Below are 14,440 nucleotides of genomic sequence, written 5' to 3' on the forward strand. Positions count from 1 at the left end.
CTCTCGTGCACCGCATCGGCAACCGCAAGGCCTTCACCGGCGTCCCCCGGGTCCGGCGCGCCGCCTGCGCCCTGCTGGCGACGGCATCCGTCCTTGTCGGCTGCGAACGCGGCTCGCAGAGCGGGCCGGACGAGTCCACCGCGGGCCCGAGCGGCTGTCCTGAGGTCCGCGCCCGGGCCCAGGCGGCGGTCAGCCGGGCGGAGGAGACCGACGTCTCCTGGGACGGGCCGACCACCGGCCCCGCGGCGGAGCCCGGCAAGACCATCGTCTACGTCGCCCAGACCATGACCAACCCCGGCGTCGCCGGCGCCGCGAACGGGGTCAAGGAAGCGGCGCGGGTCATCGGCTGGAACGTACGGGTGATCGACGGCGGGGGCACCCCGGCCGGCATCCAGGCGGCCATGAGCCAGGCAGTGGCCGTCAGGCCCTCGGGCATCGTCATCGGCGGCTTCGACCCCAATGCGACCTCGCAGCAGGTCACGAGGGCCAACGCGGAGGGCATCGCGCTCATCGGCTGGCACGCCGTCGCCACTCCCGGCCCCAGTCGGCGGCCCGAGCTCTTCACCAACGTCACCACCCGGGTCGAGGACGTCGCCGCCATCAGCGCGCAATGGATCATCGCCGACTCGAACGGCCGTGCCGGCGCCGTGCTCATCACCGACGCCTCGATCCCCTTCGCCAAGAACAAGTCCGACCTGATCAGAAGGGAGCTCGCCACCTGCCCCGGCGTGAAGCTGTTGTCGTACGAGAACATCCCGATCCCGGACGCGAGCAGCCGTACCCCTCGCGTGATCGCCTCCCTCCTCTCCCGCTTCCAGAACAGGTGGACCCACTCCGTCGCCATCAACGACCTGTACTTCGCCGACGCGGCGCCCGCATTCAGAGCGGCCGACGAGAAGGGCTCCGGCCCGCCGTTCAACATCGGCGCCGGCGACGGCGACCCCTCCGCCTTCCAGCGGATCAACGGCAGGCAGTACCAGGCCGCCACCGTGCCCGAGCCGCTGTCCCAGCAGGGCTGGCAGATCGTCGACGAGTTCAACCGAGCCTTCGCCGGCCGGCCCGCCAGCGGGTACGTGGCCCCCGTCCACATCGCCACGGCCGACAACAGCGAAGGAGCCACGACCTGGGATCCGTCGGGCTACCGGGAGGCCTACCGGAAGATCTGGGGCAAGTGACGACGGCGTCGGGCACGGCCGCCCGCGCGGCGCCGTCGACGTGCTCCGGATGATCGCCGCCGCCCTCACCTCGGGGTTGTCGGGTCGGCCGCCTCTTCGTCCGGGGGCGTGTCCGCGCCGGCCGGTGTCGGGACGGGCTCCTGGACGGTCTCGGGCAGGGCCTGTTCGGCCCAGATGACCTTGCCCTGCGGGGTGTACCGGGTGCCCCAGCGGTCGGCCATCTGCGACACCAGGAACAGGCCCCGGCCGCCCTCGTCCGTCGTCGCGGCGTACCGCAGATGCGGTGAGGTGCTGCTGCTGTCGGCCACCTCGCAGATCAGCGTACGGTCGCGGATCAGCCGAACGTGGATCGGCCCGGCGCCGTAGCGGATGGCGTTGGTGATGAGCTCGCTCAGGATGAGCTCCATGGTGAAGCCGAACTCTGACAGACCCCACGCTTCGAGCCTCTGGGACACGGCGTCGCGCATACCCGCGACGGCCGCCGGGTCGGGTGGTACGTCCCAGTCGGCGATCCGGTCCGGCGGCAGTTCCCGCGTGCGGGCGACGAGCAGGGCGACGTCGTCCTTGGGACGCTCGGGCAGCAGGCTGTCCAGCACGTCCTTGCAGGTCTCCTCGGGCGGCCGGCCGGGGTGGCCCGCCAGCGCGTCGCGCAGCAGTTCCATCCCGACATCCAGGTCGCGCCTGCGGTCCTCGATGAGGCCGTCGGTGTACAGGACGAGCTGGGTTCCCTCCGCGAGGCACAGCTCGGCGGTCTGGAACGGCATGCCGCCCAGGCCCAGGGGCGGACCGGCCGGCACGTCCGGGAAGGTGACGGTTCCGTCCGGCTCGACGAGCGCGGGCGCCAGATGCCCCGCACGCGCCATGACGTAGCGGCGCGTCACGGGGTCGTAGATCCCGTACAGGCAGGTGGCGCCCACGACGCCCGCCGCGCTCTCCGCCGTCTCGTTCTGGTCGATGCCTCCGACCAGGTCGTCCAGATGGCTCAGCAGTTCGTCGGGTGGCAGGTCGAGGGCGGAGAAGTTGTGCACCGCGGTCCGCAGCCGTCCCATCGTGGCGGCGGCGTGCAGGCCGTGGCCGACCACATCGCCGACGGCCAGTGCCACCCGGCTTCCCGGCAGCGGAATCACGTCGAACCAGTCTCCGCCCACGCCCGACTGGGCGGGGAGGTAGCGGTAGGCGACTTCGAGGGCGTTCTGCTCGGGCACGGCCTGTGGCAGCAGGCTGCGCTGGAGGGTGACGGCCAGGGTGTGCTCGCGGGTGTAGCGGCGGGCGTTGTCGATGCTGATCGCGGCACGGGCCACCAGCTCCTCCGCCAGCGACAGGTCCTCCTCGTCGAAGGGCTCATGCGGTTGCACCCGCCAGAAGTTGGCCATGCCCAGCACGACGCCACGGGCCTGGATGGGGGCGGTGATGAGGGAATGGATGCCGTAGTCGATGATCGCCGTGGCGCGCGCCGTGTCCTGAACACGCCAGCCCATGGCGGCCGGCAGATCGCTCACCAGCTGGGAGCGGCCGCTGCCGTAGCCGCGCGCCTGGGGTGTGGAGGGAAGGTAGTCGAAGAGCCGGCCCTGTCCGGAGAGCGGATGGTCGTCCCGGATGCCGGCCACGGCCGCGCGGCGCATGTCGGTCGCCGTGGGGGCCGGCTCCTCGCCGTGCAGGACGGCGTCCGCCAGGTCCACGGTGACGAAGTCCGCGAAGCGGGGAATGGGGACCCGCGCCAGCTCGTCGGCCGTGCGCAGCACGTCCAGGGTGGTACCGATGTGGAGTCCGGCGTCGTACAGCAGCCTGAGCCGCTCCCGTGCCACCTCCGCCCTGCCGGTCACCGCCTGCAGCTCGGTGGAGTCGCGCAGCGTCACCACCGTTCCCCTGGGGCCTCCCTTGCGATCCGTGGGCCGCTGGTTGACCGCGAGCAGCCGCTCTCCCGCGAGATGTACCTCGTCGGTGGCCTCGCGCCCGGAGGCGAGCAGCGACTTCGTCTCGGGATCGAGGCGCGGCAGGTCCGACACGAGCCGTCCCTCGACGTCCGGGGGCAGCTCCAGCAGTCGTCTGGCCTCGTCGTTCGCCAGCATCAGCCGCCCGTCGGCGGCCACGATCAGCACCCCTTCCCGCACGGAGTGGAGCACCGTGTCGTGGTGCTCGTACATCAGGGTCATCTCGTCCGGGGCCAGGCTGTGTGTCTGCCGTCGCAGCCGTCTGCCCACCAGAGCCGTCACACCGGTGGACAGCGCGAGCGCTCCGGCCCCGGCGCCCAGGATGATCGGTAGTTGCCGGGCCAGCTGACTCTCGACGTTCTTGACCTTCATCCCGGCCGAGACGAGGGCCACCACCTCTCCGTCGGCGTTCTTGATCGGGACCGTGGACTGCACCTCGCGTCCGAGCGGGCCGTTGACGCTCTCCGTGTAGACCTTCCCCGCCAGCGACGGCCCGATCTCGCCCACGAACCGCTTGCCGATGCGGTCCGGCAAGGGGTGCGTGTACCGGATGCCCTCGGTGTCCATGACCACGATGAAGTCGACCCCGGCGGCCCGGCGTGCCGCCTCGGTGAGCGGCTGGAGAATCTTGCTCGGATCCGGGGTCTGCAATGCCGCCAGGACGCCTGGTGAGTGCGCGAAGGTCTGTGCCACGGCCGTGGAGCGGCGCCTGGCCTCGGCGCTGGTGTCCCGCTCCGACTGCAGGATGAGTGCGAAGACGCCGCAGGTCACGAGCAGCACAACCAGAGCCACCTGGAACACCAACACCTGCCCGGCTACGCTCCGCGTGCCCTTGCCGATCAGGCGTTTGACCGATAGGCGTCGAAAACGGGCGAAACGGTTCGCCATGCGACCCTTTTTAGCATCGGTGATCCCAGGTGGCCAGGGCCCGCGCGATCCGTGCCCGGTCGACCTCGGACGCCCGTGCCGCCGTGCGCCGCGCGGCTTCGGCCCCTCCGGGCGTGACCGTCCGCCGCACATTCCCGCGTGCGGCGCGTGATCCTTCCGTGCTCGATGCCCGTTTAGGCCGATATGATGCATTTTGTGATCATGTCTGCACGGCTGTGGCGCCGTCGCCCCGCCTACAGCGGCCGATGGGAAGCTGCCCGGCTGTCACCCGTGGTCCTGACCGTCCTCATCGCCGCTCTGGCGTTCTCCACACCCAGGGAGATCGCCTTCAGCCGCCTGCTGCCCGCCGCACCCGCACTCGCCGCCGCGATGTGGCCCGTGATTCCGACGATCGCGTTGGGCGCGTTCTGCCTGCTGCTCATGATCGTCCTCAGCTTCTTCCACACCGACCTGGGCACGCAGTACACATCGGCCGCGATCATCGCGGTCACCTTGGCGGCCGCGTACGGAAGTCACGTCCGGCTCCAGCGGGAGGAGATCCTCTTCCAGGTCCGCCTCGTCGCCGACGCGGCCCAGAAGGTGCTGCTGCGCCCGCTGCCGCGCCGCATCGGGGACATCGAGATCGAGTCGCTGTATCTGGCGGCCCAGGAACAGGCCCGGATCGGCGGCGACTTCTATGAGGCGATCGGTACCCCGCACGGCGTCCGGCTGCTCATAGGCGACGTACGGGGCAAAGGTCTGTCCGCGGTGGGGGCGGCCTCGGCGGTGATCAGTTGCTTCAGGGAGGCCGCGTACGACGAACCAGACCTGCAGGGCATCGTCCACCGCCTGGAGACCACCGTCACGCGCCACAGCGCCGCGTTTCCCGCCCATGACCAGCCCGAGCACTTTGCCACCGCCCTCCTCGCCGAGATCCCGCACGGCGGCGGCCGGATACGAATTCTCAACTGCGGGCATCCCCCGCCGCTGATCGCGCACTGCGGGAAGGTCCAGGTCCTTGAGCCCGCCCTCCCCTCCCCACCCCTCAACCTCGCAGCGCTCATCGGTGACCGCTACTGGGTCGACACCGTCGCCTTCGACCCGGGCGACCAGTTGCTGCTCTACACGGACGGCGTATCCGAGGCCCGGGACCACGCCGGCGAGTTCTTCCCGCTGCCGGACTGGATGCGCAGCCAGCACCTGGAGCAGCCCCACGAGCTGCTCGACCAACTGCACCGGGATCTGCTCCAGCACAGCGGCGGAAGGCTCGACGACGACATCGCGGCGCTCGCGGTGAGGTGTTCTGGCGTGGAGGATCGGGACTCTTCGGCGTAGGGGGCGCATGGCGACGAAGCACCACCCGCTGGAACGCCCTCCCTCGGGATTCGCCGGCACTGGCGCGCGCAGGGCGGAGGGTGGACGGAGGCCGAGATGAACCCCCTGGAAGTCGCGGTGGCCTGCTCGCGGAGCGCATCAAGCAGATCACCGGCGGCCACGACTTCGCCACCCGCTTGATCACCGAAGCTCTCTCCCAGTCCGCCCGGGACGGACGTGCGGCGTCTTCGCGCGAGCGCGGGACTGCGACCGGGGTGGCCGGGCTTCCTCTCGTCATCGTGCCCCACGGGGTCAGCCGCAGCGCTCCGCCAAAGGGATAGAGCGGGACATCCTGAGGCCAGGCTCATCGTTGGGCTGGACATGAAGATCATCACTGCCGGCGCGTTCGCCGGAGCAGCTCTCCTCATGGCCACCACCCCCGCCTCGGCGGACGACGGGCCCATCGACTTCGGCATCTTCCAGGGTGTCAACGACAGCAAGGGCTCAGGTTCGACGGACTCGAGTCCGACCTGGGGGCAGGCGGACAGCGGAACGAGCGCAACCGTCCCGCAGTCGGCCCTGGGGATGCTGGTGGACAGTCTGTCGTTGCCCGGCCAACAGTGACCGGAGGCCGGGGCGTCCAGAGTCACCGGAGCGCCCCGAATCAACCGATGGCTATGTCTTGACGGTGACCGTCTCGTCCGGCATCCGTGTTGTCTGTCGGCCCGGTCCGCGCCCGGTGAAGCGCATGGCGATGCATGCCGCCAGGTACAGCAGGGCGACGACCAGCAGCAGCGTCTGATAGCCCGTCATCAGGGCCAGATACTCGAGCGCGCCCCCGGTCAGCGCGCCCAGCAGGTTCGCACCGAACGCGGCTGTCGGGTCGGGGGCCAGTGCGAGGCGGTCGGAAAAGATGAGGTTGGCACAGAAGATGGGTGCGAAGGCCAGGGCGATCGCGGCGGCGAGCCGGCCGGCGAAGGGCAGCGAGAGCACGGCCTGCGCCGGGACGAGCCAGGCCACCGCGAGGGAGCCGAAGAGCATGAGCTGAAGCACCAGCTGGTTGACCCGCCGCAACCTGCGTCGGACCTCGACCGCGGCAAGGACGGAAACCAGAACACCGAAGAAGACGAGGGCGTTGACCAGCCAGGTCGTACCGAAATAGAGCGCGAAGCCGATCACGTTCTTCGTCTCCAGCAGCATGAAGGCCGCGCCCAGCAGGAACATGTCGGCATAGCGGAACGTGCTGCGGATGCGAACCCCGGTCAGACGCACCGACAGCAGCGTCACCAGCAGGATCGCGCCCAGGGCGCCCAGGTACAGTGTGGGGATGTTCCGGTGCAGCAGATACGGGAAGGGGTGGTCGTCGGTCGCGGCAGCCGGGACCGGGCCGCTGGGCTGCCAGATCTGCTTGCAGGACTGGTCGGCGGGGGTCATTCCGGCCACCAGCACGGCGGCGTTCCGTTTGAACGTCGTCATGCAGGGGGCGTGGCCGTAGAGGTCGTCGAGGTCTCCGGCGAACCGGTCGACCAACCAGCTCTTGCGGTAGTAGTTGTACATGGCGAACGCGCCGTTCGGCGCCAGGTGATCGCGCGCTGCCTCGAACGCCTGCCGGGTGAAGAGGTAGCTCTCCAGCCGCAGATTGCTCGCGCCTGACACCAGCGTCAGGGAGTCCGGGAGCGCCAGGACGATGAGGTCGTACTTGGCGTTCGTGCGCTCCAGGAATGCCCGTCCGTCGTTGATGTAGACGTGCACCCTGGGGTCGTCGTACGGCCTGGCGGGGTGCAGCTCCGCGCCGATCTCCTGCAGGCGGGGGTCGATTTCGACCGCGTCCACGCGCTGCGCTCCGTGCGCCAGTGCGACGGCGACGTCATTGCCGTTGCCGGCTCCGATGATCAGCACGCGCTTGTGGGGGTTGCGGGGCGTCTGCTCGTACGCCTGCCGATAGGGCGAGTTCTCCTGCATGAGCACGGGGAGAGGTGCGGTGCTCTGGTGCGGGACGCCGTTGGCGGAGATGTAGTAGGTCCGTGTCGTGGTCGGCGAGGACTTGAGCTCGATCTTGTAATAGGGCGACCAGGAGATGCCGGCGGTCGTCGTCTCCAGGAACAGCGCGGCGACCATCGCCGTGAGGGGGATGCCGTACAGCAGGGTGTTGCGGCGTCCGCCGAGGACCAGCAGGGCTACGGCGGCGAGTACGCCCCACACGACCGAGGGGGCGCGGAGCCAGGACAGTACGGCGAAGGCGACCGAGCCGGTGATGCTGCCGAGCAGGTCGTAGCGGTAGGCATCGAGCGAGGGGAGCTGGCGGAAGAGGTCGGCGGTGATCTTGCCGATCCCGGCCATGATCACCGCGGTCAGCAGGAAGATGGCCGGCAGCGTCACCCATTGGGGCAGGCCGGTGGTTTTCACGGCGGTGAAGTAGATGACCTCGCTGCTGCTCTGGCGTACCTGCACCGGGTACGCGCGGACGAAGATGACGAGAAGCGCGAGGGGGATCGGTGTCCATCGTTTGAGCCACTGCCCGCGCGCGGCGGGGATCAGGAACCCGATGCCGATGCCGAGGAACGATCCGAGCAGGATGAAGTTCGAAAAGTAGCTGAGGTGGACGACGTTGGCGCCCGCCCATCTGATCAGCGCCAGCTCCACGAAGAGCATGGTGGTGCTGGCCAGCACGAGCCTCCAGCGCACCGAGCCTGCCGTTTGACCGGTTTTGTTCAGATTCACGTTGGTTTACGGTGCCAGTTTCGGGTCGATGAGTCGAGGTGCCTTGCCGGTGTGCGCCGAGGATTGGTCGGGTGTGGTTGCTCGCCGGTGGTCCGGTGGGGGCGGCGTGGGCTTTGAGGGCGCTCTCGGATCGGGGGTGCCCCTATGTCTTTGGTCAAGGGAAACGAGGGTGCGTCGGAGCGGGGGGGGCGAGCGGCATGGCGGGGTGGCCGATCTGCTGTGGGATGACTTCGTGTTCGACCCGGCAACTCGACTTTCCTTCCGACTCATTGACAGGTCCGTACCAAAGCGCAACTCTGAGAGCGCTCTCAGGACTTCCTGGATCAGCCGTTGTCGAACGGAGACAGAGCATGTTACGGACACTCAGACGCCGGGCCGCAGCTGTGGGGTTGTCCCTCGCCACGGCCCTCGCCGGGTCACTGCTTGCGACCGGAGCGGGTGCACCGGCCCACGCCGCCGTCCCGGCGACGATCCCCTTGCAGATCACCAACAACTCGGCCCGCGGCGAGCAGGTGTACATCTACAACCTGGGCACGGAGCTGTCGACCGGACGGCAGGGCTGGGCCGACGCCAACGGCACGTTCCACCCCTGGCCGGCGGGCGGGAACCCGCCGACTCCCGCGCCGGACGCCGCGATACCGGGCCCGGCGGCGGGGCGGTCGGCGACCATCCGGATGCCGAAGCTGTCCGGCCGCGTGTACTTCTCCTACGGCCAGAAACTGGTGTTCAAGCTCACCACTGGAGGCCTGGTTCAGCCCGCCGTGCAGAACCCGACCGACCCGAACCGGAACATCCTGTTCAACTGGTCGGAGTACACATTGAACGACTCGGGCCTGTGGATCAACAGCACACAGGTCGACATGTTCTCCGCGCCGTACGCGGTTGGAGTGCAGCGAGCGGACGGCAGCACGGCAAGCACCGGTCGGCTCAAGGCCGGCGGATACAACGGCTTCTTCAACGCCCTGAGGGGGCAACCCGGAGGCTGGGCGAACCTGATTCAGACCCGTCCCGACGGCACCGTGCTGCGCGCCCTGTCGCCGCTGTACGGACTGGAGACCGGCGCACTGCCGGCTTCGGTCCTGGACGACTACATCAACCGTGTCTGGCAGAAGTACGCCACTTCGACACTGACGGTCACGCCGTTCGCCGATCAGCCCAACACCAAGTACTACGGCCGGGTCTCCGGCGGCGTCATGAGCTTCACCAACAGCGCCGGCGCCGTCGTCACCAGCTTCGAGAAGCCGGACGCCAGTTCCGTCTTCGGCTGCCACAGGAGGCTCGACGCGCCGAACGACCTCGTCCGCGGCCCGATTTCGCGCACGCTGTGCGCAGGGTTCAACCGCTCCACGCTCCTGGTCAACCCCAACCAACCCGACTCCAGTGCCGCCGCCTTCTACCAGGACGCCGTCACCAACCACTACGCCCGCAAGATCCACGCGCAGATGGCCGACGGCAAGGCGTACGCGTTCGCCTTCGACGACGTGGGCCACCACGAGTCGCTCGTCCACGACGGCAGCCCGCGCCAGGCCTACCTCACACTCGACCCCTTCAACTGAGTGCCTGTCACCGACGGGCGCTGTGCTACGGGGGCGGGCGGAGTAGGTCCGGTGTCCCCGAGCCCTGACTGTGTCGGCCCTGCCGAAGGTCACCGGAACCGAGCTGATCACGGTGCTGGTGGCCTTCGGTTCTTGTGCCGCGACCTCCGCGTTCGGTGTGGTCTGCGGCAGCCCCACGGGCACGTACCCGTATCCGTACCCGCGTCAGGCTTCGAGACGTTCCGTGTAGGCCTCGGTCGGGGGAGCCGGGGTGGGACTCGTCATGCCCACCGACCAGAACCCCGTGGTGCCCGGAACGGACGTCACGTCGTTGAGGTACGGCGCCGGCGCGGCGTTGGCCGGGCCTCGAACGACGGTCCAGGTGTCGCCGTCACGGTGCAGGTACGTACTGCGGCTCTGGTCCTGGTAGTTCCAGCCCGATATCCATGCGGCCTGGCCCTGCGCGTCGCCCGCGATTCCACTCAACGACCCCACCGAGAAGCCGGCTTCCACCCGCGTCCAGGATGTGCCGTCCCAGTGGCTCAGGGCGGGGTTGCCGGGGCGTCCCGGCGGACCGCCGATGCCGGCCTCGGTGCCCACCGCCCATACGTCGTCCGGACCGGCTGAATGGACGTCGGCTATGCCCAGACGCAGGCCCGCTATCGGGGGCAGGACCGTCCACGAACCGTCCCAGCGGGCCACAAGCCCTGACCAGCCTCCGCCGTTCGACTGGTCGCCGCACACCCAGACCTCGCCCGGAGAGCGCACGACGACCCGGTACAGACTCGCGCTCGCGACGGGCAGAGGGTCCAGCCATCGCCACCGTTCCCCATCCCCGTGCAGCACACTGGCGGCGCCGCCTCGGCTGCCGCAGCTCCACACCTGCCGGTCGGGTCCGACCGCCACCGCGTTCAGGCGGACGTCCGGCTCGCCCTGACCCGGGAACGTGGCCTCGCGCCAAGTGGTTCCGTACCAGCGCAGCAGCGGGCTGCCGCTGCCGACAGGCTGGGCCACACTCCATGCGGCGGTGGCGCAGGTACCGGCGACGTCGCTCAACCGGGTGTGGTTCAGGTGCGACAGGTCGGTCTTCGTCCAGGCGCTGCCGTTCCACGACATGGCCAGCCCTCGCCCTTGCGACGACCCGACGCGGCCCTCCTCGCCCACCGCCCAGGCCAGTTGGGGTCCGGCGGCGGCGATACGGCGCAGTTGTGCTGCCGGAGTGCTGCCGGGCGCCGGAACGGCCTGCCAGCCTTGCGTCCGGGGCGACGGTACGTCGGCCCGGGCCTGAGCCGGGCCGAGCGCGATTCCCGAGAGTGTGCCGATCGCCCCTGCCACAAATCGCCTTCGTCTCACCGCGGGGTCCCTCCATGCGGATAGGGCGGATGGGAGGGACCACGGTGAGCCAGTGAGCCGCAGAGTTCTAGCTACTTATGTGACAAAATCCCGTGAAATTCCATACGGCGGGCCTGGGTGAGCGGGGGTGCGCGAAGGTGACCTGGTTGGTGGCGGGCTGACGGCCGCGGTGCCGGCGAAGGGCCCTGTGGCGGCCTCAGGGGGCAGGTCTGGGGTCGATCCACAACGCCTCGGAGACGGCGCACAGTTCGCCCTCGGCCGTGGCGATCGCCACGGCCGGCATGTGCTTGCGGCCGGACTCCGACAGCAGCCACGCATACGCGATGTGTGGCTCGCCCGCGACGACCGGTCGCAGAATCGTGCCGGTGAGGGCTGCGGTGACCGCGCCCGGGCGCTGGGTGCCCAGGAAGTGGCCCGCCCAGTTTCCCGGGCAGTCCAGGGCGCCCCAGACCATTCGGTTCGGGAGCAGGCCGTCCGGGTCGGCGAAAGTGCGGGACGGGATCCAGGCGGAGGCCACGAGGTCGAGACCCGGCACGCGGGAAGGGTGCACACGCAGGCCGCGGTCAGCAGTGCGCAATCCGCAGCCGAAGCAGTCGACCACACCCGGCGGCGGCGCCGCCCGGAACCTCTCGGCCGCGGCGACCGCGTCGTCCCAGGAGGGCGCGGCCGGCACGTCGAACAGCAACTCGGCGGGGCGCGCCGAGGCGAGGGGGCGCTCGGCCTCGCCCAACTCCACGCCGCCACCCGCCGTTTCGGCGATCCGCACGGGCACCTCCACCGGCACCGGCCCACGGAAGTCCACCCGCACCGTCTGCGCCCCGGACCTCTCCGCCAGCACGCCGGCGATGTAACCGCCGAAGGCCACCTTGGGGTAGCCGACGTACAGCTCCGGCACCACGATCGCGTCACTCGTCGTCATGATCCCCACTTCACCACACCCCGGGACCCCGCTCATGCTTCTCTGCGGTGCTGCCTGCCGGGGCATCGGTGCAGCGCAGCCGGATCCCCGTTGCACCGCCGCGGTTCACGACAGCCTGCCCATGGGAAAGCCCCGGCTGGACGGGGGAGACCAGCCGGGGCCGTGAGTGGTGACAGGCGGAGGGCGGTCGCCTCTCGGCGGAGGGCTCCATGGGGCTTCAGCCGGACGATCGTCCCCATGGGCTGTAGGTGAGGCCCGGGGACACTGTCCCCTCCACCAGCCACGTACAGGTGAACGGTCCACCGACCTGGAGTGTTCCCGGCCCGCCGAGGTTGCTGTGGTGAGCTGGGGCACACCCGCCGTGGCGGTTCAGTCGACGAAGTCAGCTATGAGAGCGGCGAACTCGTCCGGTGTGGCCAGGCGGATGCCGAGGGTTTCGGCCTTGGCGCGTTTGGACCCGGCGCCCTCGCCGGCCACTACCAGGGTGGTCTTCTTGGAGACGCTGGAGGAGGAGCGGCCGCCGGCGCGCTCGATGAGCTCGTTCATCTGGTTGCGGCTGAGCTTTTCCAGCGCTCCGGTCATCGCGCCGGTCACCACCACCGTCATCCCGGCCAGGGGCATGTCCGGTGCGTCGGCGGCCGCCGGGCTGTCGTCGGCGGGTGCGTCGCCGACCGTGGGGGAGGGCGGGGTGGCGCCGGGTTCGATCATGTTCACTCCGGCTGCCGCGAGTTTGTCGATGAGCGGGGCGAGTTCGGCGAGTTCGGCGACGATGGACGGGGCTTTCTCGGTGCCGATGCCGTCGACCTGCTGCATGGTTTCGGCGTCGGCGGCGCGGATGGCGTCCATGGTGGCGAAGTAGCGGGCGATGCGGCGGGACATGGACCGGCCGGTGCCGCGCACGCCGAGCGCGCACAGTACTCGTGACAGAGGCCGGGTCCTGGCGGTGGCGAGGGCGGCGAGGAGGTTGTCGGTGCTGGTCTCGCCCATCCGTTCCAGGCCCAGGAACTGCTCGCGGGTGAGGGTGAACAGGTCGGCCAGGTCGGCGACCAGGCCGGCCTCCACGAGTTGGACGACGCGGGTGTGGCCGAGGCCTTCGATGTCGAGCTGGTCGCGGCCCGCGGCGTAGGAGAGGGAGGCCACCAGGTGGCAGTTGCGGCCGTTCTCGCAGCGCCAGCGCTGCTCGCTGGCGTCGATGCCGGAGCCGCACCGCGGGCACGCCTCGGGGAAGACGATGGGCTGTTCGGCTCCGGTGCGCAGGTGGGCGACGGGGGCTTCGACGCGGGGGATGACGTCACCGGCGCGGTACACCATGACGTGGTCGCCCAGGCGCAGGTCGCGGCGGGTGATGTCGGCCGGGTTGTGCAAGGTCGCGTAGGTGATGGTGGAGCCGTCGATCTCGACCGGCTCAAGGACCGCGCGCGGGGCGATGATGCCGGTGCGGCCCACGTTCCACTCCACCTCGAGCAGCCGGGTGATCTTCTCGACGGCCGCCAGCTTGTAGGCGATCGCCCAGCGCGGGGCGCGCGTACCGGAACCGGCGGCCTTCTGGTCGGCGGCCAGGTCGGCCTTGATGACGATCCCGTCGATGCCGAACGGCAACTGTGCGCGCAGCGCCGCGATCTCCTCTATCCGGGTCAGCACCTGCTCGGTGGTGTCGGCGGTGATGCCGGGCACGGCGGTGGTGGCGGTGGTGTTCACCCCGTACGCGGCCGTCTGCGCCATGAGATCGCTGTGCGGGAGCTCGCCCAGCCGGGCCGCCGGCGCCGCCTCGGTGCCGGCAACGGGCAGCAGGCCGTAGCCGAAGAGCGTCATCGGCACGGTGTACTCGCGGTCCTTGGCGCGCAGGGTGCCCGCCGCGGCATTGCGCGGATTGGCGAACGGCTGGCCGCCGTGCGCGGTGCGCACCTCATTGGCGTGCTCGAACTGAGCTGTCGTCATCAGGACTTCACCGCGCACCTCCACAGTGACCGGCTCGGTGAGTTTCTCGGGCAGGCCCTCGATGGTGCCGATCGCGTGCGAGACGTCCTCCCCGGCCGTCCCGTCGCCGCGGGTGATCAGTTGTCTCAGGTGGCCGTCCGTGTAGCGGGCGGCGATCGCGAGTCCGTCGAGTTTCGGCTCGACACTGAAGCGGGTGACGTCGCGGCCGATGCGCCGGGACAGGGACGTGGTCCAGGCGGTGAACTCCTCGGGCGAGAACACGTTGTCCAGGCTCAGCATCGCCACCGTGTGCGGGACATCGCCCTCCACGGCCCCGCCGGCCACCTTCCCCGTCGGCGAGTCGGGCAGCACGTCATCGGGGTGCTCGTGCTCCCAGGCAGCTATGCCGCGCACCAGCCGGTCGTAGGTCTCGTCGTCCAGAGGCGACGTGCCGCCGGCGTAGTAGGCGGCCGCGGCCTTCACCGCGTCCTCGACCGCCTGCGTGTAGGCGGCGGCATCCACGATCTCTGCAACTGGTGTCGTCATGCCTGCCATCCTGCCTGCCACCACTGACAACGCCCCTGTGGCAGGTCGTTCGCTCTCCACGGCCCCCGTGATCCGCTGCAGCCAGCGCGGTGTGGCACACCAGCGTTCCTCCCCGGAGGGGCCCGGACTTCCACAACTTCCCTGGTCCGGCATCCGTTCCCG

Annotated in this window: 9 protein-coding genes; 4 read left to right on the plus strand and 5 right to left on the minus strand. The window is 69.9% G+C overall.

Features of this window, described 5'->3' with window-relative positions; genetic code table 11:
• Window positions 1-5 precede the first annotated feature (5 nt).
• Window positions 6-1,175, plus strand: coding sequence for a substrate-binding domain-containing protein (locus tag EJ357_RS42660; protein ID WP_126397468.1), 1,170 nt, complete (start codon window positions 6-8; stop codon window positions 1,173-1,175).
• 65 nt (window positions 1,176-1,240) lie between these two features.
• On the opposite strand, the gene EJ357_RS42665 is transcribed toward EJ357_RS42660, so the two are convergent.
• Window positions 1,241-3,994 (minus strand): SpoIIE family protein phosphatase, encoded by a 2,754-nt coding sequence (locus EJ357_RS42665; protein ID WP_175647728.1) that lies wholly within the window; start codon window positions 3,992-3,994, stop codon window positions 1,241-1,243.
• 201 nt (window positions 3,995-4,195) lie between these two features.
• Between EJ357_RS42665 and EJ357_RS42670 the strand changes: the two genes are divergently transcribed.
• Both EJ357_RS42670 and EJ357_RS42675 read left to right on the plus strand, forming a co-directional pair.
• The gene (locus EJ357_RS42670) at window positions 4,196-5,308 is read left to right on the plus strand and encodes a PP2C family protein-serine/threonine phosphatase (protein ID WP_228472780.1); all 1,113 of its coding nucleotides are present in this window, start codon (window positions 4,196-4,198) and stop codon (window positions 5,306-5,308) included.
• 360 nt (window positions 5,309-5,668) lie between these two features.
• Window positions 5,669-5,911: a hypothetical protein gene (locus tag EJ357_RS42675; protein ID WP_126397472.1), complete on the plus strand. Its 243-nt coding sequence runs from the start codon at window positions 5,669-5,671 to the stop codon at window positions 5,909-5,911.
• A 51-nt stretch (window positions 5,912-5,962) separates the two neighbouring features.
• Here EJ357_RS42675 and EJ357_RS42680 read toward each other — a convergent pair whose 3' ends face one another.
• Entirely contained in the window at window positions 5,963-7,957 is a 1,995-nt protein-coding gene (locus EJ357_RS42680) for a spermidine synthase (protein ID WP_228472781.1), read from the minus strand.
• Between the two features lie 401 nt (window positions 7,958-8,358).
• On the opposite strand from EJ357_RS42680, the gene EJ357_RS42685 reads away from it, so the two are divergent.
• Window positions 8,359-9,564: a glycoside hydrolase family 64 protein gene (locus tag EJ357_RS42685; protein WP_126397474.1), complete on the plus strand. Its 1,206-nt coding sequence runs from the start codon at window positions 8,359-8,361 to the stop codon at window positions 9,562-9,564.
• A gap of 204 nt (window positions 9,565-9,768) precedes the next feature.
• Here EJ357_RS42685 and EJ357_RS42690 read toward each other — a convergent pair whose 3' ends face one another.
• From EJ357_RS42690 to ligA, 3 genes are all read right to left on the minus strand, one after another.
• Window positions 9,769-10,878 carry a beta propeller repeat protein gene (locus EJ357_RS42690; protein ID WP_126397476.1) on the minus strand — a complete coding sequence of 370 codons (1,110 nt, stop codon included), beginning with the start codon at window positions 10,876-10,878 and terminating at the stop codon, window positions 9,769-9,771.
• Window positions 10,879-11,092: 214 nt separating this feature from the next.
• Window positions 11,093-11,815 carry a hypothetical protein gene (locus tag EJ357_RS42695; protein WP_126397478.1) on the minus strand — a complete coding sequence of 241 codons (723 nt, stop codon included), beginning with the start codon at window positions 11,813-11,815 and terminating at the stop codon, window positions 11,093-11,095.
• A 369-nt stretch (window positions 11,816-12,184) separates the two neighbouring features.
• Entirely contained in the window at window positions 12,185-14,278 is a 2,094-nt protein-coding gene (gene ligA / locus EJ357_RS42700; RefSeq protein ID WP_175647729.1) for an NAD-dependent DNA ligase LigA, read from the minus strand.
• Window positions 14,279-14,440 lie beyond the last annotated feature (162 nt).

This window comes from Streptomyces cyaneochromogenes (assembly GCF_003963535.1).
Classification (GTDB): Bacteria; Actinomycetota; Actinomycetes; order Streptomycetales; family Streptomycetaceae; genus Streptomyces; species Streptomyces shaanxiensis.

Excerpts from the sequence above, each read along its gene's own strand:
- EJ357_RS42665 (WP_175647728.1), bottom strand. The coding sequence starts at position 3,994 with ATGGCGAACCGTTTCGCCCGTTTTCGACGCCTATCGGTCAAACGCCTG.
- EJ357_RS42670 (WP_228472780.1), top strand. The coding sequence starts at position 4,196 with ATGTCTGCACGGCTGTGGCGCCGTCGCCCCGCCTACAGCGGCCGATGG.
- EJ357_RS42675 (WP_126397472.1), top strand. The coding sequence starts at position 5,669 with ATGAAGATCATCACTGCCGGCGCGTTCGCCGGAGCAGCTCTCCTCATG.
- EJ357_RS42685 (WP_126397474.1), top strand. The coding sequence starts at position 8,359 with ATGTTACGGACACTCAGACGCCGGGCCGCAGCTGTGGGGTTGTCCCTC.
- EJ357_RS42695 (WP_126397478.1), bottom strand. The coding sequence starts at position 11,815 with ATGACGACGAGTGACGCGATCGTGGTGCCGGAGCTGTACGTCGGCTAC.
- ligA (WP_175647729.1), bottom strand. The coding sequence starts at position 14,278 with ATGACGACACCAGTTGCAGAGATCGTGGATGCCGCCGCCTACACGCAG.